The organism is Haloferax namakaokahaiae (assembly GCF_042663225.1).
In the GTDB taxonomy this organism is placed as follows: domain Archaea; phylum Halobacteriota; class Halobacteria; order Halobacteriales; family Haloferacaceae; genus Haloferax; species Haloferax namakaokahaiae.
Window position 1 is genome coordinate 34329 of the sequence record NZ_JBHTAA010000015.1, and the last position, 24952, is coordinate 59280.

Below are 24952 nucleotides of genomic sequence, written 5' to 3' on the forward strand. Positions count from 1 at the left end.
CCCGGTGTTCAGTCAACGAGGTTAGTCGTCGTCTCGGTGGTCGCCGCCGTCTTCGTCTTCGTCGTCACGGTCACCTTCGTCTTCGTCATCGTCGCCCTCACTTTCCTCTTCATCGTCGTCGTCATCTCTCTCATCCGCATCGTCGCGGTCATCATCGTCTCTCTCCCTATCGTCGTCACGACGGTCGTCGTCATCTTCTTCGTCTTCATCGTCGCGTTCGTCACGGTCCTCGCGTTCGTCGTCCTCACGTTCGTCATCGTCCTCGTCCCGGCCCTCGTCTCGCTCCCGTTCGGTCTCGTCGTCGCGGTCATCTCGGCCCTCGCGTTCGTCCTCCTCGCCGGTTCGCTCCCCACGACGCTCCTCGCTTCTATCAGCGTCTCTTCCCTTGGCCTTCCCGTCGCCGTTCCCCCTGTTCTCCTTTTCGTCCTTGTCGTGACCCTTCGCCTTGCCATCGTTACTGGCGTCGTCATCGTCTCTCTCACGCTGGGTCGTCGTGCTGGTCTGTCGCTCGTCTCGCTGTTCGACGCGGGCGACTCTCGTGTCGTTGACCGCGGCGACCGCTTCACCGGTATCGAGACTCGTCGGCTCGTCGGTCGTCGTCTCCTCCGCATTGGGAGTACCGACCGGTTCGTCGGTCGTCGGCGTCGGCGCTGCAGTGTCCGGCGTCACAGCTGAGTCGTCGCTCTGTGTCGAGTCACTCCCAGAAAAAGAATCGTCGTTCGCCGGTTCGTCGCTCGTCCGTTGGGTGTCGTCGGGAGGGTCGGTCTCCCTGTCAGGGACCTCTGCATTCGTCACCGACGACCCGTCGCCCCCTCCGGGACGAGTCGCGTCGGCTGCCGCACCGCCGCCAGCGAGGTCGAGTTCCGAGACGGCTGACTGCTCATCCGACCCGAACGTCTGTTGAGTCTCGGTCGATTCGGCCCGCTCCTCGAAGTCCTCGACGAAGAACAGCGTGAAATCGCCGTTCGAGATGACTCGGTTGACGCCGGGCGTGGCATCGAGCGCGTCGAAGCCCTCCTGCGAGTACCGGAGTTCCTTGTACGCGACGAGTTCGCGCTCACGGTCGTAGTCGGTGATGGCGAGGTAGCCCTGGCCTTCGAAACTCGAGTTGAGGTCCGTGAGTCCGTTGTCGGGGACGTAGTTGTCGTACTCCGTCTCTTCGGAGGCTTCGACGCCCAGTACGGCGTCGTTGTAGCGCCACGGTCCCTGCCGGACGCTCTGGACGGTCAACGTCTCGTTTTGGAGCGTGAAGGCCTGGTGGTAGCCGTCGAGTTGTGCTTCGGTGACCTGCTGGTTGGGCTGGTAGATGTACGGCGACGGGAAGGCTGCCAACAGCGCGAGCGGGAGGAGGATGACGAAGGCGAGGACGATGCCGACGTGCGCCGTTCGAGCACCCATCCGTGGTGAGATGCCGATTGCACTGAGCGTTATCATGACCGCACCGAGCACCGTTGCGATGACCATCAGATAGCCCAGGAGACGGAAGTGTAGTTCGCCGATGTTGCCGAAGATGTAGACGAGCGCGAACGGCAGGGTGCCGAGCGCGCCGAGCGTCAAGTACTGAATCTTCGCGGTCGTTTCGGGCATGTCGTCGAAGCGACTCGAAAGCGTCGCCACCGCCAGCACCCCCGTCAGACCGATGAAGATGACACTGACGAGGAAGAGTTTGAGGAATATCTCTTCGATACTGACGCCGATAGCCGCGAGCGAGGCACCTTGGGAGGCGGCGGCCCCTGCAGCAGTTGGGGGCGTCCCGCTGAGGTAGCCTTCCACCGTTCGCTCGACTGCCCCGACCGTGTTCAGGAAGGCGGCACGCTGGATAATCCACAGGAAGAGCGCGACGGCGAGTATCGCAGTCTGTGCGTAGACCGGGCGGTTCGAGTGGAACTGCTCCCAGCGGTCGGTCCGGCGAGCGACGTACTGTACCGCGGCGGCCAAACCGAGCAGGACCAAGATGTTGAGCGCCTGCATCGGGTGGTAGAGCACTGTTGCGATACCGGTGATGCCGAGAAGCGCGCCGATTGCCGTCGGCCGGAATGTAGACGATTCTGGGCGATTGCTCGACACGTAGCGGAAGAAGAGGAACACCGTCAACGAACCGAAGAAGACCGCTTGGCTGAACGAGTGCGGTGCCAAGTGGGTACTAATCGTGTTGATGGGGAGCAGGAGGAACGTCGAGAACGTGGCGATGACGACCACAGCATCGTCCTGCGGGAAGACGAGCGCGGCGATTCGGGGAACGAGCAAGAACGTCAGCGCGATGAACGCCAATACGACGAACAGGAAGGAGTGTTCCAGCGAGTAGCCGGTGACCATCGAGAGGAGGATTGCAAAGGTGTGAATCCCCGGATAGAGAATCTCGGTGACCGGGGTTTGACCGCTAACGATGTCTCTCGCCCATCCGAGGTGCGTCAGCGAATCGCCGGCGCCGAGGAAGAAGTAGCCGCGAATGACGGGCAATGCGACGACAGAGAACACACTAACGCCGCCGAGGAAGAGCGCGAGGTTTCGGAACCGAGCGCCACCCATCACAGCGATAACGAGCGAACAGAGGACGGCAACTGCAACGAGAACCCAGTAGAGGGTCGGCGTCGCGCCGTAAATCGAGAGTTCGTAGCCAGTCGCAGGAGCCCGATAGGCGACCAACACAGCGATTGCGAACGCTACGAATCCTCCAATTAAGCCGACTTGGCTGAGAGACCACGACCGCGATTGACTCATTACACAGTTGATGGGTATGAGCAAGTATTGTTATGGGTCGCCAACTTCCGTTCCCGTCTGGCGTTTATACTAGACGAGCAGAGCGTGATTCAGCCTGATAGTTCGGGATATCGTGAGACTAACGGCTCGTGATATGTTGCCACTAGAGAGTAGTGATACGCACGTGTACGTGTGCGCAAACTCTGAGCGTTAGCGGTCAAACCCCGGTCACCGTCTGAGAACAAGAGGAACGGAAAAACAACACAGACGAAAGGAGAGAAGCCGACCAACAGGGGGTGAACCGAGGAATGAGAATGCAGCGGATTACTCGAGAGTGCCACACCCGCAGTCGAGTCCGAGGGCGTTGTTGTTGAACGCATCGAGGACGTCCTTGAGTTCCTCGCCATCGACACCAGCGACTCTCCACCGCCGTTGGGCCGCTGGGAAAGACGAGTCGGCAAGCCACGATTCGGCGTTTTGTTTGGCCTCGCGGACCGTCGTGTCGTAGTCGGCGAGGTACGCATCGACACACGTCGGTTCAGAGCCGTCTCGGCCCTGGAAGTTGAGGATGGTAGCGATGAGGTGCGTCGCCATGATGACGCCCTTGTCGCCCCGAGTCGGCATCTTCAGGAAGGCTTGGCCCTCCTCGACGGACTGGAAGTCCGTGCCGAGTTTCTGATTTACTTTCGCAAGCCCACCGTCGGGCCAGTCGTGGTTCATCCAGTAGCCGGGTGTCCGTGGACACGACGTTGCGGCGGCGGTACCGGAGAACGCAGGAACTCCGACACCCAGCGCGAGCGTAGCGAGCGCACTCTTTTTCATCAGGGAACGGCGGGAGAGTCGGAGCAATGGTCTGGTAGTCATAGTTGAATCGTCCGATTTCGGACGACTGACTGGTTGCGAGAGAGACAGTTAGTTATAGATTCTATCCCGGACTGTCTCGATTCGTTAGTAGTCAACAATCTGATATTGGGCGCGGAAAGTGGAGGAGATTCCGGTTAAAGTTCCGGTGTTCCTGAACGACAGGTAGGCTGACGGTTCTCTCGAGAACGGCACGAACGAGTGACGTTCAAGAGACTCGACGAGTGAGAAAAGTGTTCGCCCCGGTTATCTTTACGAACTGAGAATCCAGTTATCTGGGCCATTAGTGATGCAAGGAGACGTTGCACGGAAGCCTGCGAGAGGTAACAGATGTATAACAAAGCACGAAAGCAGTGATTTTTCAACCTGCGAACAATGACGATAGAAGTTAGGCACGCAAACCAAGATGACCTCGAACGTTGGGACCAGTACGTCGAGCAATCGCCGCACGGGACACTCTTCCACCAATACGAAGCACTCCGAGTACAGGCAAAGCACGCAGGTGCAGAGCTGTATCCGTTGGTCGGATTCAAAGGGCAGGAAATCGTCGGTCTCTTTCCCGTTTTCAAGATAACGAAGGGTCCAATTCGAACGGCGTTCTCACCGCCGCCAGAGCTTCGTGTTTCCTACCTCGGGCCGATCCTCCTCAACATGGACAAACTCAAGCAGCGCAAGCGTGAGCGCCGCCATCACGAGTTTTTAGACGGCTGTTTCGAGTGGATTCAGAACGAGATCAGGCCGCAGTACACGCACATCCGCCTCGACGGGGGGTACACGGACTTGCGTCCGTTCTCGTGGAACAACTTCTCGATTACGCCCTCGTACACCTACCACGTCGATTTGACCGGTGGTGAAGAAGAGGTGCTGATGAAGTTCAGCAGCGACGCACGGGCGAACATCAGGAACGCTCCCGAAGACTCGTACACCATCGAGGAAGGCGGACTCGAAGAAATCGACCTCATCGTCGAGCAGATTACCGAGCGCTACGAGAGCCAAGGAATCTCGTACCGTACCACTCCACAGTTCGTCAAAGACCTCTACACCAGTCTTCCAGCGGGGCAGATTCGACCGTACACCCTCCGCATCGACGGCGAGTTCATCGGCGGCATCCTCGTCACGGACTACAAAGAGATGGTCTCTCGATGGCAGGGTGGTGTCCGAACCGACATCGACGTCGATATCGCCGTCAACGACCTGCTCGACTGGCACGTCATGACGGACGCAATCGAACGCGAACGGACCACCTACGACCTCGTCGGTGCCGACAACCGCCGCATCAACAAGTACAAGGCGAAGTTCAACCCCGAACTCGTGCCGTTCTACAGCCTCGAAAAGGGCGAGTCCGGCATCGGAACCTTGGCCCACCTCTACAAGTCGATCCGGCAGCGTGCCTGACTCCAGCGGCTCAAGAAGTAGTATCGCCGTCTGGTATCTTTTCTATCGCTGACGACACCCGACCTGTCCCGTTGCTCTAGTTAGTCACAGGGGGTAGCTGACGATTGTTTGATCGTAGTGTGTGCCTGATGACCCGCACTCGACGCGCTGCGGTACGCGCTGAGTCCAGAACCGCTCAAACTCTACGTGGCAGTCGGTGTCGGGTGATACGCCGTCGAGTTCTCACAGGAGGGGCTGTTCATCATCCCAGTCCCGTTCCGGACGCTCGTCTCGCTTTCGCTGTTGCTCCTTGGACTCACGCTTGTCGGTGGGCCGGTCGCTGTGGTGCACCGCGTCCTGACCGATGCGACACCCGCGACGTGAGCCATTTGCGGATTCGCGCTTCGATGCGAGAGGGACAGCAGGGACAGCCAACCGGCAGTCGCACTCGACGAGTCCATGTGCACCAGTCTCGTGAGTATAGCATATCGAACACGGGGACCGAAAAAAGAGGAGAAGGCGTCGCTCGTCTACACCGTCTGCCGGGAGGAAGCAGCGTCCGGGTTATCGCCGACTTCGTAGCCCTGCGAGCGAGCCACTGCGTTCAGGTACTCGGACATCGCGTAGGCCATCCACGCCTGCGCCCAGCGCATCAGCGTGGTCTTGACGGTGTAGTACTTGTGCTTGCGGTAGTAGAACCGCCCGTTACCGGCGTAGAGGTTTTCGAGCGTCCACTGGAGGACGCGACCGGCGAACTCTAAATCGCCGGCGGCGGTGAACACCTGAATCGCCGTCGCGGCGGCGTGGATGTCGCGGGGGAACGCTTTCGACTCGTCCCAGTTGGGTGCGCCGTCGGACTCGAAGAGGGCGTTGCGGAAGAACTCCATCCCACGGTCGATAGTCTCGTCGTAGCGGTCCGAGCCAGTCACCTCGCGGTAGCGGAGGAACGCGTCGAGGACGAACCCGTTGTGGTGGTTGTCCATCGAGAGGTGCGAACTGGACGCCGGGATGCGGTAGGTCCAGCCACCGATATCCGCCTGGTGGTCCGCGATGAAGTCCAGAATCTTGGTCGCGCGTTCGAGGTCGGCTTCGTCGTGGTAGTAGTCGTAGATATCGACGAAGAGTCGCGCACCGAGCGCACCCGAGTTGATGGTGTAGTAGGTATCGGGGTGGTTCAGGTGGTAGTTGATTTTCGCGCCGCCATCGACTTCGCGGTAGTTCAGGTCCTGGACGACGAAGTCCGAAGCGGTCTTGGCGATAGTCGGGTAGATCGGGTCGTAGGGAGCGGCTCTGAGGAGCGCTTTGGTCGCATACGAGGTGGAGACCACGTCGGGGTCGTTCGGCATGCCCTTTCCGTCGAGCATCTGCAGGACGTGTTTGTGGCCACCGCAGAAGCCGTGATATCCGACACTCCGATTCTGGATGAGCCAGTCGGCGAGTGCTCTGGACTCCGCCAGGTAATCGACGTCCGACTGCTCGCCCATCGCGTTCTTGTACTGGTGGAAGTTCAGGTTGGCAATCGAGAACAGTCCCGTTCCCTTGAAGTTACGGCGCTTTTCGACGAGGAAGAGCGGCCGAACGTTGACCGGCGGGCGCTTGACGAGTTCTTGGACGACGAGGTTGACCCACTTGTTGTCGAACGGGAGCGCTTGGAGGAAGCGACTGCTCATGCCGTCTCCGTAGTCCCACCCGGTGTAGTCTCGCTCACGCGAGTATTCGAGCGTCTGCTCGAGAATCTTCGAGATTGGAGTCCCCTCGAACTCGAGCATGGGTCCGACCGTCGTCTCGGAGGGTTCTTTGAGGTCGGTCAGGAGCGAAGCGTCTTGTGACATACAATACGTTGAGAAACAGAGTTTAGCGGCTTTGTTACGTGCCGCCTACGCTCGTCAGGCCGTGATTTCCATGTAGAATAGGGTAAAATAGAGGCCCGAAACCCAGACGCCGTCTACCACTTTGGGGGCTGAGAACTGTTTTTCCAGTGCAACGGGGAGTCGGCGTGCATCAGTTTGGGGTCCAAATAGGTGCCACTGGCAACCTTCGATAAATGGAATTCAGTTCGACATAAACGCACAACGAAAGCAGACTGTTGGATTTAGTAAGGAGTTGCCGGGCGCAAGCCACTCTATAACAAAACGCCGAACTCGCCATGGTTTCAGTATGACCGACACTCGCTCGGGAGAGATGAACACGTTGTTAGTAGGATTAGACGCAGCGTGTCTCCCGGTTTTAGAACCCCTCTTCGAAGAAGGAGCGGTCCCAACCTTGGCGTCACTGTTCGACCAGGGTTCCCACGGGCCGCTCGAATCCCAGATGCCGCCGTGGACCGCGAGCGCCTGGCCCTCGATTTACACCGGCATGAACCCCGGGAAACACGGCATCTTCGACTTTCTCTCGTTCGATGGCTACGACTGGTCCGTCGTGAACGGTAGCCACATCCGTGAACGCACGCTGTGGGAACTCCTCAGCTATCACGGTCACACGAGCGTCGTCGTCAACACGCCCGTCACACACCCCTGTCGGGAGTTCGACGGCGCACTCATCCCCGGCTACACGTCGCCGGAGAACCCCCCGTGCTACCCCGCTGGAATCCTCGACGACGTGCGCGAGGCCATCGGTGACTACCGCATCTACGCCCGCGACCCAAAGCCCACGGACGCGAAAGCGAGCGACCGCTACTGCGAACTCATCCGGATGCGCGGCGAGGCGTTCCGCTACTTAGTCGATAGATTCCAACCCGAGTTCGGGTTCATCCAGTTCCAACAGACGGACACCGTCTTCCACGAACGCCCCGGCGACCTCGACACCGTCCGTGACATCTACGCGGAAGTGGATGCCCAACTCGCGGCGATTATCGACGCCTACCAGCCATCGAACGTCATCGTCGTCAGCGACCACGGGATGGGCGAGATGAACGGCTACGAGTTCCGCGTCAACGAGTTCCTCCACGAACACGGCTACGTCAAGACGGTCAACGGCGGGCAGGGTATGCCCACGTGGGCCACCGTCCGCGACTCGAAACTAAAGGAAGGCGTCGAAGCCCAGAGCGTCGAACTCGGTGCTGCTGCGAGACTGATTCAACTCATGGCCCGCGTCGGGTTGACGAGTCAGCGCATCGGTGCGGTACTCAAGCGCGTCGGTCTCGACGAAGTCGTCGCCAAACACATCGATACCGACCTCATCAGCGCCGGAACTCGACAGGTGGACTTCGAGCGGTCGATGGCGTTCATGCGCTCGCGCACCGAAATCGGCATCAGAATCAACCTCGAAGGCCGCGAACCACACGGCATCGTCCCCGTCTCGGAGTACGACGTGGTCCGAAGCGAGCTTATCGAACTCCTCGAGAGCGCGAAGGGACCCGACGGAAAACCGGTGTTCGACGAGGTCGCTCCGCGTGAACAGTACTACTTCGGCCCAGAGGCCGACACGTCGGTCGATATCGTCACCGTTCCGCGCGAGTTCGACCAGTTCCTCTCTGCGATGATGCCGGGACAGGTGTTCGGTACCCCGAGCGAACCGTGGAATCACAAGCTGTTCGGTGTCATCGGAGCGAAGGGCGAGGCAATCGACGCCAGCGCCGGTCTCGAAGGCGCACACATCTTCGACGTCGCACCGACGGTCCTCGCCACCTTCGGTATCGAGAGCGACGAACGCATGGACGGACGCGCGCTTCCAATCGTCACCTCACCCGGGTCGAAGGCGTACCCGACTCTCGAAGCCGGTGCCGTCGAGGAGACGGATGACGACATGGTCGAAGAACGCCTTGCGAACCTCGGCTACCTCGAATAGTCGAACCGCGCTCTTTTCCGTCTTTTCGCTCTCTTCGCTCCTTTCGCTCTTTTTCTCGCGTTCTGCCGCTCAGTGTTCACTCGCTCTCGGCGAGTAGTCGCCGTATCTCGTCGCCGTCGCGGCACTGTTCTGGAAAGACATCAGTATCGAAGAGACCGGTCGCTCTGGTCGCCCCCGGGTGGTCGATACGTTCGCGCTCGACGGTGAGCGTCCCATCGACCCGATGACCGACGAACTGCGCGACTGGCAGCGGGACGCTCGCACCGTTGGCGTAGTGGAACTCGAACGTGCCAGCGTAGAGGAGACCGGTCAGTTCGATTTCGAGTCCCGTCTCTTCTCGTGCCTCGGCGCGGGCAGCTTCCTCCGGTGTCTGCGACTTCTCGGTGACACCACCGGGCGGTTCCCAGAAGCCACCGTAGTTGTAGACGAGCACCGTCTGCTCGTGTGACGAGGTATAGAAGAGGACGACGGACGCGATGCCCGCGATGCGTGTCAGTTGTCCGTCCACCGACCGAGGCGGTTCGTCCGGGTAGTACGGCTTTGGTCCGAAGTCGAACGAGTCGATAGTTCGAGTCGGTCCCCACCGCTCGTTGAGGTCGGACAGGACGCGTGCTGTCCGGTCGGCGATGCGTTCACGAACGGTGGGCCAGTCGGTCGTCATCTGAGTTCTCGATGTGCCACGTACGACGCCACACGTCGCAACGATCGGCAGAGAATACATCCATCTGACAAATAATTCCATCGCCGATACTCACGGATGTCGAGTGCGACGGACGAGTACTAATGTAGGAGACAAGAGAGGAGGTCGAAAGCCGAACAGACCGAGTGAGACGCTCACCGACTACTGAACGGAGACCCAAACGTAGGTCGAGCGGTACGCGTTGTCCATATCCGGGGATTCGGGGGCATCGCCCTTGTAGAGGAGGTAGACGAGTCGCATGTCAGTGCCGGTCAGTTCGGGCTGGATAGACGGGTTCGCCGTCCACGTCTCGCCCGCCGCGACGGACTGTGTGGTGCGGGTGAGTTCTTGAGTCTCGATTACTCTCGGTTCGCCAGACGTCGTATCGATGCGCTGGAGTTCGACGACGAGCGTGTAACTTGTTGCCGCACCTTCGTTGTTCGTAACGGAGACGAAGATGTCGTCCGTCGTGCCGGTCGTCAACGTCGATGGGTAGTCGGACGCGACGAATTCACCGTTCTCGCCTTGCGTGAGCAACGACATCGACGAATACTGCTCGGCGGTGTTGGGGACGACCAGTGCGTATCCGAGCGTACTCATCGCAAGGATAATGGCGAGCGCGAGGGCGATGTTGACACCGCGGGTAGCGGTGTCTTCGGCGGTGAACGCCGCAGTGACGCCGGTGAGCCAGCGAGCGACTGGCAGCGAATAGCGCTCGGACTCGGGAAGTTGCTGGCGACGGTATTCGCCGAACAGCAGACCGACAGCGATGAGGACGAGAAGAATCCCGACCAACACCATCGTCCCGAGTGACTGACCGAATTGGAGGAGAACGAGACCGAGAATCGGAATCAAGGCGAGGCTCATTCCGAACGACAGGGACAGTCGTTCGCCGAGGCTAATGTTCGTCATCGCTGGACGAACACCTGCGTCGGAGACCGTCGAGACACTCGTCGAGTGGTCGTGCGGGAACAAGACGAGGAGGAGGGTGTACCCTGGGAGGAACAGGAGGACAGGAAGTCCAAAGACTGCTCGAAGACTCCACGAACTGAAATACAGTAACGACAGGGAAGCACCGACCAGAAGGAAGAGTCCAACGGAAACGTCTACTGCGGAGTATCCGAGGACGCGCAACAGGCGATTGCGCTCTTTGTTCGGTAATTCCACCATACCCTCTAATGTTGAAGAGGGTATATTGTTGTTCATCGGCTGACTGGCATATTCCAACCATTAGACAGCTCATAACGTGACATAGAACGCCTCTCGGTGGACAATTCAGCAATAGAGATTTTTCAGAATCGGTGGCTGTTCGCTCACCGAAACGTAGTGAAAAACCTCCCGGAGTGGAGAGAAGAGTGAGGCGGTAGAAATCCAGTTCTCGGTTACAGTAGTTCCTCTTCGTCGATGATTTTCCACGACCGCTCTCCTTCGTCGGTCAGACCGTACACGCGACCTTTCGTCCGGTCTTCGGGGACCAAGAGGTCTACTTGGTCGCGCTCGCGCAGTCGCTGGAGCGCACGCGAGATGTGTGCGACGTGCTGTTCGGTGTCCGATGCGATGCGCGTCGGCGTCGCGGGTCCTTCAGACAATCGTTCTAAGACTGCGAGGCGGTAGTGCGAACTGATGACGTAACTAATGACATTCCAGTTGATTTCCTCGTTCGTACCAGCCTCGTTCTCTTGCTTGCTAGCCATTCACCTGATTAACAGGCACTTAATTACATAAAGTCTTTGGTGGTAATTTATTTAGGATATCCAGACATTCGGGAGTTCCTGTGAGTTCACTGCAAATACATACCATATGGTCACCTGTTATTTTCGACATCGAAACAGCACAAAGATACGAACGTTAACAGGTACTTTTCGATGGTCCAGTTGGCAAAATTACCAGTTATCTTGCGAGGTTGAGATAGGGAACCGAGAGACATCGGCGTGATGCGTGAGGCAGAAAGAAGTTTCATGCACGAACAGTTGATAGACACGGATAGCCGAAACTCGGAATTTCTCGTGCCACAGCGTACCAAACTATTCGTGCTGTCTCCGCCGACTCTCACGAACAATTGGAAAACTAATCGCTACCATCTGGTTTCTACGTTAGTCACGTACTTCTGACGTACAGGAAGAACAGTGTGACGGGAAAATCGGTATGTTACACTGACCGATTACAGCGACTAAGATGAGTAGCGATGGGATGACGGAACCCGACGAGGTCGAATTCGACTTTCGACACAACGGCGGGTCTCCGTGGCACCCCGAAGAGAGAGGCGACGACTTCGACCCAAAGTGCGGTGTCGCACTGCGAATCGGGGAGACGTGGATTCCCGGACAGAACCCTTCGGGAGACGTCGCCTACTTCTTCGACGAGTCCGAGGTCTCGTTCCTCAAGAGGACACTCGGTGTACTGAAGCGTCTATACGCGGGGGAGACGGCGATAACGATGCACGCAGGAAACCAAGGGTTCCTCCACTTCGAAGCGGTCGGCGACGACCACGTCCGTGTGTCGAACCACTACTCCGAAGAGGCAATCGACGACGAGTCCGAGCGATTGGGTATCGAGAACACGGGCACGTGTTCACTCGACACGTTGGCAGCGGCGACACTCGACCGCGTGCGGGTGATTCTCCCGTATGGGCGCGAGGCGTTCCTCACGAACGGACGTGCTCACCAGTTCCGGATGTTAGAAGAGAACTTTCAACAAGTCGAATGGGAAGCAGAGACAGAACGGTTTTGGTGACCCTCAGTTCTTCGAACCGGGGCCGGAAAACTGGGGTATGAAGGCGTACACATCGCCGTTTCCGACGACGTTCACCTGCGCACCGGCAAACGGAAAGACGATAGAACAGTTCCCCTCACTCGTCGATTCGACCACCCCAGCGAGTGCGTCGGGGTCCACCGAATCCGTGAGCGGTGGTAGGTCCATCGGAGAAACGTCTGTGAGTTCGGCGACGCAGGCGACGACTCTGTACGCAACGCCGTCTGGGTCGTCGTAGCTAGCGGGTGAGAATACTTCGTGGCTACTCTTCCGCTCAATCTTCATCAGTCGAGGAGCGTGTTCTAGTCGTCAGCACCTTGGGGGTTTTCTGCGTGGGGTTTGAGCTGTGGCGATAGCAGTTCAGGCGGAAGTTGTCGAAGCAACGAAGACGGTCTGACTGTGGAATTGCCGTCCCACTCGGCGAGTTCTGCTTCGCATAGTTTCGGAAGGTGGACGTGATACATCTTCGTCCGAACACGGGCAACTTCGTCAGGCGAAGACGATACCTGACCGTCGTCTACGAGGTGTTCGATGACGCCGTCGAAGGTCGCAGAAGTCGGGTCGGTTCTGAGGTAACGGAGGGCGCTGCGCCGATGGGAGCTGGCCAACGCCTGGTATACCACCTCCCACAACTTACTCTTCTCACCACTCATACCACGTGCCTACGGAGTACCGTTGTATTTAGGATACGCTTGATATTTCAGGCGGTTCAAAAGTGGTACACATTCCTCGGGTGGTTATTGGACCTCGTCGATCGACGCCGCGAGGAGTAGTTTGGTGAGCACGCTATTGGCACCTCGGCGGATGTTCTCAGACGCAGATTGCTCGGAGATACCGAGTTTCTGTCCGATTTCGCCGAGGTTCGTCCCACGCGGAACCTCGAAATAGCCATCGGTGACCGCGGTGACGAGTGCCTTCCGCTGTGCGTCGGTGAGGTCGAAGATGTACTCGCCGTGTTGCTCCTCGGTGAGGGTGTACACTCGCTTCAGTTTGAACGTGATGTCGTGCTCCGCGCAGAATTTGTTGAACGCCGTCAGGTCCGTGTGGCCGTCGAACCGAATCCGGAAGTACCAATCGTCGTTTCCACGCGCCTCCAAAATCGTCGCGTTTGTCTCTGCCATCCCGTACAGCAGACTTCGAATGTCCTCGTCCCAGTCAACGCGATAGAGTGCGCTCTCGCCGACGACATCGAGGGTCATGATTTCCCGGACGTATTCGCTTCCGCGAACTGCCTCCTCGAACGCAGCAAAATCCGGCCCTCGAACCCACAGGTACGGCATGACCTGCCCAGATGCGGGGACGATACGCTCCATCTCGATGTGTACTCCCGGCTGCCGGGCGAGCACTTGGCCGAGGATGAACTCATCTGAGCGGATTGTAAATTCAGCGATGACGGTCACGAGAGGGGTACGTCCGCAGAAGATATGAACTACGCTGGCGGTGAGAGGAGTGGACCCGTACCGACCGGAGATGGAGACAGTCAGAGAAAATTGAATATAGCGACATGCGATATATTCAAATCGGCGCACCGTAGCACTGAATTCTGCTAAAGCTCGTTGTCTATGGGAGACAACGACATTAGTAAAATTGACAAATTTTCAACTAGAGTGGGCTAGCCATCGCTCACGACAGACTCAGCACGAACCCCACTCGCAGCGAGCGGGGGAAATCGACAGTGGGAACAGCGTAACACCCAAGCCCTCGGGTCAAAAATCCCCGAGCACTGCAATGGAACGCGGGAAGGCGGCGTCACCGAACGAGTTCGAAGCCATCGAGACACACACGTCGCTCGTTCGGTGGTCGAAAGCGTATGCGAGAAGCGCAATCGACAACTACGACTTCGACGTGTCGCTCGACGCAGTCGAGTGGGAAGTCTCCACCCGGGCAAAGCGCCGCGCGGCGGCGGTGAAGTCTCCCTCGTTCTCGGACGCCGAGGTCGGGACCCCGCGAACGTGGAACGGCGACGGGCCGCCGTCGTGTACGATGTCGCTGTCGTGGCGCGCCGCCCAGTCGTTCGAATACGAAGAGTGGGCAGCGACGTTACGCCACGAACTCGTTCACGTCGAGCAGTTCCAGACGTTCGGCTCGACGAACCACGGGACAGCGTTCAAAGAACGTGCGGACCAAGTCGATGCGCCCGTCAGAGTGCGTCGGTTTTCGGACCCGAAGTACGTCCTCACCTGTACGGACTGTGGAGAGAACGTCGCTCATCGGTACCGCGACTGTAAACTCGTCCGGCACGCAGACGCGTACCGGTCTGGGTGCTGTGAAGCGCCACTCCGGTGTCTCGAACCGTAGGGGAAGGTACGTCACAGCAATTCAGTCGGAATTCGGAACGTGTCACGGCCGCTGTTCGACTCGACAGTCGTGTCCAAGAGGGCCACGTCGCTGAAGGAATCGAAGACGACGCCGAGGAGGTTCTCGGAGACGTGGGAGTCTCTGATGATACACAGATACGAGTCGTGGAAGACGAGTCCGTAGCCGTTTCCGGTCACCTCGGCGTCACGAATCTGCCCGCCAACGACGTTCTCGAACCGAATCCCGTAGTCCCATCGAGCGAGCGTGACGTTCTTGATGACGACGTTCTGTACGTCCGTAGCGACGATAGCAGACGTGTCGCTCACCCCGTTTCCGCCGATAGTCAAGCCACCACCGTCGAAGACGACGTCGTTCGCTTCGATACTGAAACACGCCTCAGAGAGATGTGTTCCGCCACCGTAGGGAATGTCCTGTCCCAACGTGTACGTTCCCGGTTCCGTAATCGTCGTCTTCCCGTAGAGTTCTATCTCGTTCATCACATCACACCGCCATCCAGTCGGGTACCTCTTGACGTTCTTGAACGTCGAGCGACGTTTCGCCCGACATCGCCTGAATCGCTAGCGCGTCGTCGAGACTCCAGACGCTTCCATCCTCGTGGAACAGGCCGTTGATAACCCCATTCTTGCGCTGTGGTTGGACCCACGCCGGTTTGACCATCAGTGACCAGAAGAAGTTCCCTAGTCCTGCATCGTGGATGAGCGGCGCGAGACTCGCATAATCGGGACCTCTCTCGTCCGGTTCCGGTTCGGCCGTGAACCCCTGTCCCTTACGGGCGCGCTGCCACTCAGTAATCCAAATCGGCGTGTCGAGGGCGGCCCGGGAGATTGCGACCCGTTCGAGCATCTCTTGGAACGTCGCCTGGTCGCTGACGAAGTTATAGTGGAACTGGAATATCTCGCTGCCCCAGCGGGCGTACTCCGCGTTGTTCACGAGACTCGTCGAACCGACGGTGAGCGGCACGCTCCCGCGATTGTCCACGAGCGTCTCGAACATCGACTCGGAGAACGCGAGTTTGTTCGCAGACCATCCCGGTTCGTTCATCACTTCGATGCCGAGCAGTCGGTCGTCGTCGCGGTAGTTCTCCATGAACCACTCGACGAACGCCCGAGGTTCGTCCCATCTAGTGGGGTCGCTGAGAATCTCTCTTGAGGGGGAACTGAGTCCGACCGAGGTCTTCGGGTCGGTGTCCAAGAGTCGGTCGGTCGTGGGGTTCGCCCCGATTCCGTCGAAGATACCGATGAGAACCGACAGGTCCCGTTCTTCGGCGGTATCGAGGAAGTGGTCGAACGCCCGTTCGTGACCGTCCGGGTCGCGCTCCCACTGTTCGTAACACAGCCACGTCCGGATGGCGTTCAGGTTCACCTGCGTGGCGTAGGTCAGGTCTCGCTCGATGACCGACGGGTCGTAGTAGCGCCACATCTGATAGAAGTTGAACGCCCTCGGGGGGATGTATATCGCCCCCCGGACGTCAACCGGGTCGGTTTGGCTGGTCAGCGAAGCATCGGGAACGGAGAATTGCGACCGCTGTGTCTGCAACTCAGTGTCCATCCTCTCGCCGTATCGTGTACTCCACCCGGCGGCACCGACGACGCTCCCCACAGCACCAATCTGCAACAGTCGTCTGCGGGTCAACTCGTTACTCATGGCCTCGAAGTGGAGAACCGCCAGTCTACCACCGGTGCACCCTCGTGAATCTCGAACTCACTGAATTCGACTCGCGTGGTGGAGGGACGTGATATACAACTGGAGAGAGTGGGGGAGATACCTGACATCACAATCACACTAGTGGTTGACGAAAATCAAAAATGTTTGTTCACATTCTCGAAGTTCAAAATATTTCTAACAACAGTTTTGAATGTATTCGATGCAATCCTATTTTTGTGATTACTCAAGGTTTCTGACGGCCGATGAGTTCCTCGTGGGGGGCGAACCGGTTCGACGAAAGCCGCATAAGTAGTGCAAAATATTCACAATATATTCAGAAATTGGCAATTGAAATACAACTATGTGATATGTAATTACTACCATCCTCGGAGATTTGCGGACAAGTCCGTCTCTAATATCCCACCACCGATGAGAACTTCGAGAGTTCGATAGATAATCCAACAATATTTGTTTAAGAATAAAATGTATTCCAAAGAGATTGTAGATGTCATTTCGTACAATACTATAGGTCTGAAATCCACATTCAGACCGAGACGTGCGTGTTTAACACACAGTCACCCGAGAGACTACGTAACGAGCCATGCGACACATTCCCGGAACGTTCTCGATAGCGGCATACGACCCAGAGACGAGCACCTTCGGCGCGGCGGTGACGACAGGGACCGTCTCGGTCGGGGCGACATGTCCCTACGTGAGCAGCGAGGCCGCAGCGGTCACCCAATCGTACACCAAGACCGAGCACGGTCGGGAGGCAGTCAGCCGTGCCGACGCAGGAGAACGAATCGACGACGCCTTCGAATCCCTTCTCGACGCCGACGAACACGCCGCCTATCGACAGGTCCACGGTGTCGGCACCGACAGTTCGTTCGCCTTCACCGGCGACGAGTGTGTCGAGTGGGCGGGCCACCGGACGGGCGAACACTACACCGTCGCGGGGAACATGCTCGCCGGTAAAGCAGTGGTAGATGCGACCGCCGAGGCGTACGAATCGACTACGGGCGACATGGCAGAACGACTCGTCTCGGCGCTCGAAGCGGGCGAAGACGCCGGCGGCGACGACCGAGGAGAGATGAGCGCCGCGATTCTCGTCCACGCACCGACACCCGAGATGTACCACAACCTCCGCGTTGACCTCTCGGAGACGCCCGTTTCGGACCTTCGGGACTTGCTCACCGAGGCCCGGCGTGCGAAAGACCGAATCCGTGCCGAGACGGACGACCTGTTCGGCGACTACCCCGAGGAGATTCTCGACTTCGGTGTGAAGTACTGACGACGGGCGGATTTTTTCCCAGCGCTACGCAGCGGCGACACATTCGAGAGCACGCTGTGCGGCGGCTCGCCGTTCGGCAGTGGAGAGAAGAGAGGAGGGGTGTGGGGAGGAGAGAAGAGAGGAGTGCCTCAGTCTGGAGAATCGTCTCAGTCGGACGCCGACGGCGCGATGAACGATTCGCGCTCGCTCATCTCGCTCTCCGAGAGGTGACACGAGATGGCGTGTCCATCCTCGCCCATCGCTTCGAGTTGTGGGACCTTCGTCTCGCACTCCTCGCCGATTTTCTTCGGACACCGCGTCTGGAACGGACAGCCAGACGGCGGGTTGATGGGACTGGGAACGCTCCCTTCGAGGAGAATCCGGTCAGTCTTGCGATTCGGATTCGCGTGCGGAACCGCAGAGAGAAGACTCTCCGTGTAGGGGTGGAACGGCGCGGAGAACACCTGGTCGATGCTCCCGAACTCGACGATTTTGCCGAGGTACATCACGGCCACGCGGTCGCAGATGTGCCGGATGACGCCGATGTTGTGCGAGATGAAGAGGAACGAGATGTTCTCTTGGGTCTGAATCTCGTTGAGCAGGTTGAGAATCTGGGCTTGGACACTCACGTCGAGTGCCGAGACGGGTTCGTCGCAGATGATGAGTTTCGGCTCGACGGCCAGCGCGTGCGCGATGGCGACGCGCTGTTGCTGTCCGCCGGAGAACTCGTGCGGGTACTTGCTCGCCGCTTGGCCGGAGAGACCGACGCGTTCGAGCAGGTCGCGCACCCGGCGACGCTTCTCTTCGCCCGACGCGATGTCGTGTTTCTCCATCGCGCGGCCGACGATTTGGCCGACCGTCTTCCGCGGGTTGAGCGAACTCGACGGGTCTTGGAAGATCATCTGCATCTCGCGGCGCAGACTGCGAACCTCCGAAGAGCCGAGTTCGTGGAGCGGTTGACCTTCGAAGTACACCTCGCCCTCCGTGGGTTCGAGGAGTCGAAGCGCCGTCCGCGCGACGGTGGACTTCCCACAGCCGGATTCGCCGACGAGACCGACGGTTTCACCGGGGTAGACGTCGAAGCTCACGTCGTCAACTGCCTTGACGTAGCGACGTTCGATAGACGGGAGTCCGCCACCCTCGCGCGAGAAACGGATGTTTCCGAAGATGCCCTCGCCCGCGCTGAAGTACTTCTTCAGGTTGTTGACCTCGAAGAGCGGGTCGCCGCTCCGGTCGATTTCGTTGCGGCCGCCACTGCTCTTGCCGACGGTACTTTCGGAGAGGTCTAACTCCTCGGCGTGGATACACGCCGCGCGCGAGGAGTCGCCGCCGACGGATTCGAGCGCCGGGTTGCCGCCCGTGCGACACGCTTCGGTCGCGTGCGGACACCGCGGGGCGAAGTTACACCCCGACGGGAGGTCCAACAGGTCGGGCATCGCGCCGTCGAGCGTCGGCAGTTCGTCGTACTCGGTGCCGACTTCCGGGATGGAGTCGATGAGCGCGCGGGTGTACGGGTGTCGCGGGCGGTCGAACAGGTCGTGGAGTTCGGCCGTCTCGACGAGGTTCCCGGCGTACATCACCCCGACGTGGTCACACGTCTGGGCGACGACGCCGAGGTTGTGCGTAATCATCAGCACGGCCGTCCCCTCGCGCTCTTGCATCTCGTTGAGCAGGTCGAGAATCTTCGCCTGCGTCGTCACGTCGAGCGCGGTGGTCGGCTCGTCGGCGATGATGAGGTCGGGTTCGCACGAGAAGCCGATTGCGACGAGGACGCGCTGACGCATCCCGCCGGAGAACTCGTGCGGGTAGTCGTCGATTCGTTCGGCGGCGTCCGGGATGCCGACTTCGTCCATCGATTCGATGGCGAGCGTTCGTGCCTCTGCTTTCGTCACGTCCTGGTGACGGCGAATCGTCTCGATGATTTGCTCGCCGACGGTCATCACCGGGTTGAGCGACGACATCGGGTCCTGCGGAATCATCGCAATGCGGTTGCCGCGGATGTCGCGCATCTCGGCTTCCGACTTCTGCATGAGGTCCTCGCCGTCGAAGACGATTTGCCCGCCGGAAATCCGACCCGGCGAGTCGATGAGACGCATGATAGACCGCGCGGTGACTGATTTGCCCGCCCCGGACTCGCCGACGAGACCCATCGTCTCGCCGCGGTCCAGCGAGAACGACACTTCGTTCGAGGCGACGACGCTCCCGGCTTCCGTGCGGAACTCGGTCTTGAGGTTGCGCACTTGGAGGAGCGCACCGCTCTCGCCGTTCGATTCGACCGTGGTCGTGTTCGTACTCATTCTATCGCCTCCACCTTGGGGTCGAGGACGTCACGCAGGCCGTCACCGAGCATGTTGAACCCGACGACGGCGATACCGATCGCCAGCGCGGGGAAGATGAGCATCCACGGTGCGGTCTCCATAAAGCCGCGACCGGTGTTAATCATCAGCCCCCACGAGGGTCTCGGCGGTTGTGCGCCGAGGCCGAGGAACGACAGACTCGCCTCCGCGAGGATGGCGAACGAGACGTTCAGCGAGCCTTGGACGAGCATCGGTGCCAGACAGTTCGGGAACACCTCGCTGAAGACGATGCGCGAGTCGTTTTCACCGCGGGCAATCGCGGCTTCGACGTACGCTTCGTTGCGCTCGGCTAACGCCGCACTGCGCGAGACGCGCGCGATATAGGGCGTATAGACGAACGCGAGCGCGATGATGACGTTGGTCAACTCGGGGCCGAGCACGACGAGAAGGGTCAGTGCCAGCAACACCGGTGGGAACGCCATCGCCGCGTCCATGACGCGCATGAGGAGTTCGTCGGTCAAGCCGCCGGCGTATCCCGCGACGACGCCGATAACCGCGCCGACGAGGAGTGCACCCGTAATCGAACCGAACCCGACGTACAGGGAGATGCGACTCCCCGCGATGACGCGACTGAAGATGTCGCGGCCGAGGTCGTCGGTGCCGAACGGGTGCGCGAGCGACGGCGGTTGCGTCCGCGCCGGGATGTTCGTCTCCGCGACCGGATACGGTGCGAGGGAGAACGGCTGGATGGTGAATCCCTCGATGACGATGGGCCGCGAGAAAATCGCGACGAACACGAGCGCCACGACGATGGTGAGTCCGATCATCGCCTTGGTGTTGTTACGGAACTTCCGGACGAACCGGGCGATACGCTCGCGTTGGGACTGCGAGATGAGCGGCTGTTTCGTCTCCTGTTCTGTCGCCATCAGTCGTCACCTCCGTAGCGGATACGGGGGTCGAAGTAGGCGTACAGCAGGTCTGCAGCGAAGTTCGAGAACATGTAGATGAGTGCGATTACGATGATACATCCCTGAATGAGCGGGATGTCGCGGCTCTGAATCGCCGTCAGCGTCAACCGGCCGATACCGGGCCAGAAGAACACCTCTTCGAGCACGACGACGCCGCCGAAGGCGTAACTGAACTGGAACGCGATGACGGTAATGACGGGGATAATTGCGTTCTTCAGTGCGTGCCGGAGCACGATGACGCGCTGGCTCATTCCCTTCGCGCGTGCGAGTTTGATGTACTCTTCGTTCAGGACCTCCAGCATGGACGACCGAGTCATCCGCATGATGTAGGCAGTGAGGGCGAATCCCATCGCGCCCGCGGGCAGTGCGAGTCGTTGTAGCGACCCCACTAAGTCCTCGCTGGGGGCGACGTATCCCCCAGTCGGGAAGAGATTCAACCAGACGGCGAACACCAAGATGAACACCAGTCCCCACAGGAAGATGGGCATCGAGATACCGACGAACGCGAACATCGAGGCGCTCACGTCGGGTGCCTCGTTCTGGTTGATAGCGGCGTAGACGCCGAGTGGGACCGAGAGGACGACTGCGATGAGCGTCGCGGCGACCGCAAGCATGAGCGAACGGGGCAGACGCTCTGCGATGAGCGATACGACCGGTTCGCCGAACCGCAACGACTCACCCATATTTCCTTGCAACAGGCCGATGACCCAGTCGATGTACTGAACGTACAACGGGCGATTGAGTCCCAGTTGGGTTTGGAGCGCTTCGAGCGACTGCTCTGTCGCGTTCGGCCCCAAGATGAGGAGCGCGACGTCACCGGGAAGGATATTGGTGACTGCGAAGGCGATGAGCGTGATGAAAAACAGCGTCACCACCATGAAGCCGACGCGACGTGCAATGTAGTTGTACATCGACATGGTTGGCTATCGGAAGTTAGCGGTCGAGCCAGTTGTCGCTGAATTGGAGCGTCGAGCCATCCGGGGCACCGATGTCGCCCTTGTACTGCGAGGTGGCACCGTAGAGGCTCGGTTGCCACCACAGGAACAGGTGGCCCGCGCGCTCTTCGTGCAGAATCTCGGTCGCTTGGTGGTAGAGGTCCGCACGCTCGTCTTCGTCGTAGATGGTACGTGCTTCCTCGACGAGCGAGTTGTACTCGTCGTTGGTCCAGTTGGTGAAGAAGAACGCACCGTCGGGGTGCAGGAACTTGTAGAACGACACGTCGGGGTACCAGAGCGCGAGGTAGGAGCTCGTCGTCGCCTGGAAGTCACGCTTCGAGTAGACGTCCGAGAGCCACGTACTCCACGTGATCTGCTGGATTTCGAGGTTGATGCCGACGTCGGATGCCATGTCGGAGATGACCTCCGCGGCCTGCACCTGCGTCGGGTAGGACTGCGGAATCTTGAACGTCGCCGTGTAGCCGTCGGACATGCCGGCGGCGTCGAGGTGTTCTTGTGCCTTGTCGAGGTCGCGCGGGCGAGGCTCGATGTCCGGGTTGACCCACGGACTGCCGGGCGCTGCCGGGGAGGCCGTGGTCTGGCCGGTTCCGTACAGCGCCGCCTCGGCGACTTGCTCTTTGTCGATTGCGAAGTCGAGGGCGAGACGGGCGTCCTTGTTGTCGAACGGTTCGACGTCACAGTTCAGTCCGAGGTAGACGAGCGACTTGGGGAACTGCGACTCGAAGCGGACGTCCGGTGCCTGTTCGACACGGGAGACGTCTTTCGGTGCGATGCCGTTGATGAAGTCGTACTCGCCGGCGAGGAACGACTGGAGACGGACGCTCGGGTCCGGAATCTCGCTCTTGACGATAGTGTCGATGAAGGGACCGTCCTCGTCGGAGGCACCCCAGTAGTCCTCGTTGCGCGTCATCGTGAACGAGGTCTCGATTTCGCGGCTCTCGAACTTGTACGGGCCGGTACCGATTGGCTCTTCGACGATGTCCTTCTCGGCGTTCTCGGCGGGCATGACCGAGAGTTCGGCCGTCGCCATCTTGGCGAGGAACGGTGCGAACGGTTCGGTCAGCTCGATTTCGAAGGTGTACTCGTCGGGTGCGCGGAGTTCTTCGACGAACTCGAAGAAGCCAGTGGCGAGGTAGTCACCGTTCTGGACGCGCTCGTACGTCGCAAGCACGTCTTCGGAGGTCATCTCCTTGCCGTTGTGGAACGTGACACCCTGACGGAGGTTGAACGTCAGGACCGTGTTGTCGTCGGACTGCTCCATCGACTCCGCGAGGTGCGGCTTGATGGAGTAGTCGTCTTGCAGCGCGACGACCTCTTCGTAGATGTTTTCGAGGACGCGCTTCGACGCCGCGGAGGTGTCGAGGTGGGGGTCGAGTCCCTGCACGGGAACTGCGCCGCCCCACTGGAGCGTGCCGCCTTGCTTGCCCATCGCCTCGGTCGTTTCTTCGGTTTCAGTGTCGCCGGAGTCGCCACCAGAATCACCGCCGGAGTCGCCTCCGGAGTCGCCGCCTTCGTTTCCGCCGTCGGAGCCACCAGTACAACCGGCTAACGCAGCAGCGCCGGTCGTCGCGGCGGCACCGAGGAACGTGCGGCGTCCGAGACGGCCGCGACGTGACTCGTCAGCAGAGCTGTCGGGAGAGTCGGTTCCCTTGCCATTACCTTGCATACATTCGCTCAAATCCATTACGTTGTGATAAAAATTGTGGTTATGTGGGATATCTTCACATACATATCTACTCAGTATCACGTCCCGTCGCTGGAAATCTGTATCACGAACGCATCGAGAACTGTTCATAGATAAATTGTCGATGCGAACAGTATCGCAATTTAGAACGAAATCACGTGAGACACCGACGCACGGTAGAATCGGTGATGTTCCAATTATGTCAGTCGTGTGTGTTAATTCCAAACAATAAAATAGTGAGAGTCACGAAACCCGGCAGTAAGCACCATGCACATCAACCAGCAGCGACTCCGTAGTGACATCGAGTCGAATGCGGAGTTCGGTGCCGTCCCGACCGAGGAAGGTCGCGGGCGGACGGTCCTGACCGGGAGCGAACCAGACCGACGAGCGCGGGAGTTCTTCTGTGAGCGACTCAGAGACGCGGGTCTCGAAATCACCATCGACGAAGTCGGCAACATCGTCGGGCGATGGGTCCCCGAGAGCGCCGACCCCGACGCCGCCTCCGTCGCCACCGGGAGCCACCTCGATTCGGTCCCCGAAGGTGGCATCTTCGACGGACCACTCGGCGTCTACGCCGCCTTGGAGAGCGTTCGAGCGATGCAGGACGCGGGCGTCGAACCCGTCCGCCCCGTCGAAGTCGTCAACTTCACCGAAGAGGAGGGCCAGCGATTCGGCGGCGGACTCATCGGTTCTGCCGTCGCCGTCGGGGAGATGAGCGTCGAGGAGGCCCTCCAAATCGAGGACGAAGACGGCATCCCGCTCGGCGACGCCCTCGCCGATATCGGCTATCGAGGCGAGGCACAACTGGACGCCTCGCGCTGGGACTCGTGGATAGAACTCCACATCGAGCAGTCCGAACGCCTCGAAGACGCGAACGTCCCTGCCGGCGTCGTCACCAGTATCGTCGGTCTCTCGCGCTGCAACGTCGAAATCACGGGCGAAGCGAATCACGCCGGTTCGACGCTCATGGACGAGCGCTCGGACGCGCTCACCGCGGCCAGCGAGTTCATCCTCGACGTGGAGCGGGCGACGAACGAGCGCGGTGCCGTCTCGGAGACGGCCGTCGGAACCGTCGGCAAACTCGAAGTCTCGCCGAACGCGCCGAACGTCATTCCCGGTACGGTGTCGCTGACCATCGACGTGCGCGACGTGGACTACGACTCTATCGAGTACATCATCGACGAGGCGCGAGCGAGTCTCGCCGAAATCGAGGACGAACGACCCGTCGAAACCTCGCTGGAACACCCGTGGAACCGCCAGCCTATCGAGATGAGCGAGCGCTGCCGAGCCGCGCTGCACGAAGCAGGCGAGGACGCCGGACTGGACACACTCGACCTACACTCCGGGGCCGGCCACGACACGATGCACATCGCCGAAGTGACCGACGCCGCCCTCCTGTTCGCGCCGTCCAGAGACGGCATCTCGCACAACCCGCTCGAATGGACCGACTGGGACGACTGTGCCGAAGCGACGCGAGTCCTCGCGGGAGCAATCGCGTCGTTGGCGACCGAGTAGTTCGACCCTCACACGGAGAATCGACCGGTAGCTGGCTGTTTTCTCTCGTTACTCCACCATCGAGAGCGACTGGTGGCGACAGCGCGCGAACCGACCCGACGCGGAGAGTCCGACGTGGAGAGTCCGGCGTGGAGAGTCCGACGCAGGT

At 59.7% G+C, this 24952-nt stretch carries 21 protein-coding genes; 6 read left to right on the forward strand and 15 right to left on the reverse strand.

The window, feature by feature from the left end:
* Positions 1–21: 21 nt before the first annotated feature.
* Both ACFQJC_RS17765 and ACFQJC_RS17770 read right to left on the reverse strand, forming a co-directional pair.
* Positions 22–2721, reverse strand: a complete 2700-nt coding sequence (locus ACFQJC_RS17765; RefSeq protein ID WP_390225988.1) for a hypothetical protein — start codon at positions 2719–2721, stop codon at positions 22–24.
* A gap of 303 nt (positions 2722–3024) precedes the next feature.
* Positions 3025–3564 carry a twin-arginine translocation signal domain-containing protein gene (locus ACFQJC_RS17770; protein WP_390225990.1) on the reverse strand — a complete coding sequence of 180 codons (540 nt, stop codon included), beginning with the start codon at positions 3562–3564 and terminating at the stop codon, positions 3025–3027.
* A 372-nt stretch (positions 3565–3936) separates the two neighbouring features.
* On the opposite strand from ACFQJC_RS17770, the gene ACFQJC_RS17775 reads away from it, so the two are divergent.
* A complete protein-coding gene (locus ACFQJC_RS17775) occupies positions 3937–4956 on the forward strand; it encodes a lipid II:glycine glycyltransferase FemX (RefSeq protein WP_390225992.1) in 1020 nt (339 codons plus the stop codon).
* Between the two features lie 509 nt (positions 4957–5465).
* Here ACFQJC_RS17775 and ACFQJC_RS17780 read toward each other — a convergent pair.
* Positions 5466–6767: an antibiotic ABC transporter permease gene (locus ACFQJC_RS17780; RefSeq protein WP_390225994.1), complete on the reverse strand. Its 1302-nt coding sequence runs from the start codon at positions 6765–6767 to the stop codon at positions 5466–5468.
* A gap of 325 nt (positions 6768–7092) precedes the next feature.
* Between ACFQJC_RS17780 and ACFQJC_RS17785 the strand changes: the two genes are divergently transcribed.
* A complete protein-coding gene (locus ACFQJC_RS17785) occupies positions 7093–8721 on the forward strand; it encodes an alkaline phosphatase family protein (RefSeq protein ID WP_390225995.1) in 1629 nt (542 codons plus the stop codon).
* 76 nt (positions 8722–8797) lie between these two features.
* On the opposite strand, the gene ACFQJC_RS17790 is transcribed toward ACFQJC_RS17785, so the two are convergent.
* The 3 genes from ACFQJC_RS17790 to ACFQJC_RS17800 form a co-directional block, all read right to left on the reverse strand.
* Positions 8798–9382: an NUDIX domain-containing protein gene (locus tag ACFQJC_RS17790; RefSeq protein WP_390225997.1), complete on the reverse strand. Its 585-nt coding sequence runs from the start codon at positions 9380–9382 to the stop codon at positions 8798–8800.
* 180 nt (positions 9383–9562) lie between these two features.
* A complete protein-coding gene (locus tag ACFQJC_RS17795) occupies positions 9563–10570 on the reverse strand; it encodes a DUF1616 domain-containing protein (RefSeq protein WP_390225998.1) in 1008 nt (335 codons plus the stop codon).
* A 212-nt stretch (positions 10571–10782) separates the two neighbouring features.
* Complete coding sequence (locus ACFQJC_RS17800) at positions 10783–11094, reverse strand: winged helix-turn-helix domain-containing protein (protein WP_390226000.1); 312 nt, start codon at positions 11092–11094, stop codon at positions 10783–10785.
* A gap of 481 nt (positions 11095–11575) precedes the next feature.
* On the opposite strand from ACFQJC_RS17800, the gene ACFQJC_RS17805 reads away from it, so the two are divergent.
* Entirely contained in the window at positions 11576–12133 is a 558-nt protein-coding gene (locus ACFQJC_RS17805) for a hypothetical protein (protein WP_390226002.1), read from the forward strand.
* Between the two features lie 3 nt (positions 12134–12136).
* Here ACFQJC_RS17805 and ACFQJC_RS17810 read toward each other — a convergent pair whose 3' ends face one another.
* The 3 genes from ACFQJC_RS17810 to ACFQJC_RS17815 all read right to left on the reverse strand — a co-directional run bounded on the left by ACFQJC_RS17810 (position 12137) and on the right by ACFQJC_RS17815 (position 13551).
* Entirely contained in the window at positions 12137–12436 is a 300-nt protein-coding gene (locus tag ACFQJC_RS17810) for a HalOD1 output domain-containing protein (protein ID WP_390226004.1), read from the reverse strand.
* A 17-nt stretch (positions 12437–12453) separates the two neighbouring features.
* Complete coding sequence (locus tag ACFQJC_RS18330) at positions 12454–12804, reverse strand: DUF7344 domain-containing protein (RefSeq protein WP_465261530.1); 351 nt, start codon at positions 12802–12804, stop codon at positions 12454–12456.
* An 84-nt stretch (positions 12805–12888) separates the two neighbouring features.
* Positions 12889–13551 (reverse strand): helix-turn-helix domain-containing protein, encoded by a 663-nt coding sequence (locus tag ACFQJC_RS17815; protein ID WP_390226006.1) that lies wholly within the window; start codon positions 13549–13551, stop codon positions 12889–12891.
* Between the two features lie 328 nt (positions 13552–13879).
* Between ACFQJC_RS17815 and ACFQJC_RS17820 the strand changes: the two genes are divergently transcribed.
* A complete protein-coding gene (locus ACFQJC_RS17820; protein WP_390226007.1) occupies positions 13880–14449 on the forward strand; it encodes a SprT-like domain-containing protein in 570 nt (189 codons plus the stop codon).
* Between the two features lie 11 nt (positions 14450–14460).
* On the opposite strand, the gene ACFQJC_RS17825 is transcribed toward ACFQJC_RS17820, so the two are convergent.
* The gene (locus ACFQJC_RS17825; protein ID WP_390226009.1) at positions 14461–14946 is read right to left on the reverse strand and encodes a right-handed parallel beta-helix repeat-containing protein; all 486 of its coding nucleotides are present in this window, start codon (positions 14944–14946) and stop codon (positions 14461–14463) included.
* A gap of 4 nt (positions 14947–14950) precedes the next feature.
* A complete protein-coding gene (locus ACFQJC_RS17830) occupies positions 14951–16114 on the reverse strand; it encodes a glycoside hydrolase 5 family protein (RefSeq protein WP_390226012.1) in 1164 nt (387 codons plus the stop codon).
* Between the two features lie 601 nt (positions 16115–16715).
* On the opposite strand from ACFQJC_RS17830, the gene ACFQJC_RS17835 reads away from it, so the two are divergent.
* On the forward strand, positions 16716–17405 hold the full coding sequence (locus ACFQJC_RS17835) for a DUF1028 domain-containing protein (protein ID WP_390226014.1): 690 nt from the start codon (positions 16716–16718) through the stop codon (positions 17403–17405).
* Between the two features lie 146 nt (positions 17406–17551).
* Here ACFQJC_RS17835 and ACFQJC_RS17840 read toward each other — a convergent pair whose 3' ends face one another.
* From ACFQJC_RS17840 to ACFQJC_RS17855, 4 genes are read right to left on the reverse strand one after another with little or no spacing between them, the layout of a single operon-like run.
* Positions 17552–19681 carry a dipeptide ABC transporter ATP-binding protein gene (locus tag ACFQJC_RS17840; RefSeq protein ID WP_390226016.1) on the reverse strand — a complete coding sequence of 710 codons (2130 nt, stop codon included), beginning with the start codon at positions 19679–19681 and terminating at the stop codon, positions 17552–17554.
* Positions 19678–20607: an ABC transporter permease gene (locus ACFQJC_RS17845; protein WP_390226018.1), complete on the reverse strand. Its 930-nt coding sequence runs from the start codon at positions 20605–20607 to the stop codon at positions 19678–19680. The genes ACFQJC_RS17840 and ACFQJC_RS17845 overlap by 4 nt, the downstream gene beginning before the upstream one ends.
* Positions 20607–21566 (reverse strand): ABC transporter permease, encoded by a 960-nt coding sequence (locus ACFQJC_RS17850; protein ID WP_390226020.1) that lies wholly within the window; start codon positions 21564–21566, stop codon positions 20607–20609. Before ACFQJC_RS17850 ends, ACFQJC_RS17845 begins: the two co-directional genes overlap by 1 nt.
* Before the next feature lie 16 nt (positions 21567–21582).
* A complete protein-coding gene (locus tag ACFQJC_RS17855; protein ID WP_390226022.1) occupies positions 21583–23271 on the reverse strand; it encodes an ABC transporter substrate-binding protein in 1689 nt (562 codons plus the stop codon).
* 285 nt (positions 23272–23556) lie between these two features.
* Between ACFQJC_RS17855 and ACFQJC_RS17860 the strand changes: the two genes are divergently transcribed.
* Complete coding sequence (locus tag ACFQJC_RS17860; protein ID WP_390226024.1) at positions 23557–24804, forward strand: Zn-dependent hydrolase; 1248 nt, start codon at positions 23557–23559, stop codon at positions 24802–24804.
* Positions 24805–24952 lie beyond the last annotated feature (148 nt).

Excerpts from the sequence above, each read along its gene's own strand:
- ACFQJC_RS17765 (WP_390225988.1), bottom strand. The coding sequence starts at position 2,721 with ATGAGTCAATCGCGGTCGTGGTCTCTCAGCCAAGTCGGCTTAATTGGA.
- ACFQJC_RS17770 (WP_390225990.1), bottom strand. The coding sequence starts at position 3,564 with ATGACTACCAGACCATTGCTCCGACTCTCCCGCCGTTCCCTGATGAAA.
- ACFQJC_RS17775 (WP_390225992.1), top strand. The coding sequence starts at position 3,937 with ATGACGATAGAAGTTAGGCACGCAAACCAAGATGACCTCGAACGTTGG.
- ACFQJC_RS17780 (WP_390225994.1), bottom strand. The coding sequence starts at position 6,767 with ATGTCACAAGACGCTTCGCTCCTGACCGACCTCAAAGAACCCTCCGAG.
- ACFQJC_RS17785 (WP_390225995.1), top strand. The coding sequence starts at position 7,093 with ATGACCGACACTCGCTCGGGAGAGATGAACACGTTGTTAGTAGGATTA.
- ACFQJC_RS17790 (WP_390225997.1), bottom strand. The coding sequence starts at position 9,382 with ATGACGACCGACTGGCCCACCGTTCGTGAACGCATCGCCGACCGGACA.
- ACFQJC_RS17795 (WP_390225998.1), bottom strand. The coding sequence starts at position 10,570 with ATGGTGGAATTACCGAACAAAGAGCGCAATCGCCTGTTGCGCGTCCTC.
- ACFQJC_RS17800 (WP_390226000.1), bottom strand. The coding sequence starts at position 11,094 with ATGGCTAGCAAGCAAGAGAACGAGGCTGGTACGAACGAGGAAATCAAC.
- ACFQJC_RS17805 (WP_390226002.1), top strand. The coding sequence starts at position 11,576 with ATGAGTAGCGATGGGATGACGGAACCCGACGAGGTCGAATTCGACTTT.
- ACFQJC_RS17810 (WP_390226004.1), bottom strand. The coding sequence starts at position 12,436 with ATGAAGATTGAGCGGAAGAGTAGCCACGAAGTATTCTCACCCGCTAGC.
- ACFQJC_RS18330 (WP_465261530.1), bottom strand. The coding sequence starts at position 12,804 with ATGAGTGGTGAGAAGAGTAAGTTGTGGGAGGTGGTATACCAGGCGTTG.
- ACFQJC_RS17820 (WP_390226007.1), top strand. The coding sequence starts at position 13,880 with ATGGAACGCGGGAAGGCGGCGTCACCGAACGAGTTCGAAGCCATCGAG.
- ACFQJC_RS17825 (WP_390226009.1), bottom strand. The coding sequence starts at position 14,946 with ATGAACGAGATAGAACTCTACGGGAAGACGACGATTACGGAACCGGGA.
- ACFQJC_RS17830 (WP_390226012.1), bottom strand. The coding sequence starts at position 16,114 with ATGAGTAACGAGTTGACCCGCAGACGACTGTTGCAGATTGGTGCTGTG.
- ACFQJC_RS17835 (WP_390226014.1), top strand. The coding sequence starts at position 16,716 with ATGCGACACATTCCCGGAACGTTCTCGATAGCGGCATACGACCCAGAG.
- ACFQJC_RS17840 (WP_390226016.1), bottom strand. The coding sequence starts at position 19,681 with ATGAGTACGAACACGACCACGGTCGAATCGAACGGCGAGAGCGGTGCG.
- ACFQJC_RS17845 (WP_390226018.1), bottom strand. The coding sequence starts at position 20,607 with ATGGCGACAGAACAGGAGACGAAACAGCCGCTCATCTCGCAGTCCCAA.
- ACFQJC_RS17850 (WP_390226020.1), bottom strand. The coding sequence starts at position 21,566 with ATGTCGATGTACAACTACATTGCACGTCGCGTCGGCTTCATGGTGGTG.
- ACFQJC_RS17855 (WP_390226022.1), bottom strand. The coding sequence starts at position 23,271 with ATGCAAGGTAATGGCAAGGGAACCGACTCTCCCGACAGCTCTGCTGAC.
- ACFQJC_RS17860 (WP_390226024.1), top strand. The coding sequence starts at position 23,557 with ATGCACATCAACCAGCAGCGACTCCGTAGTGACATCGAGTCGAATGCG.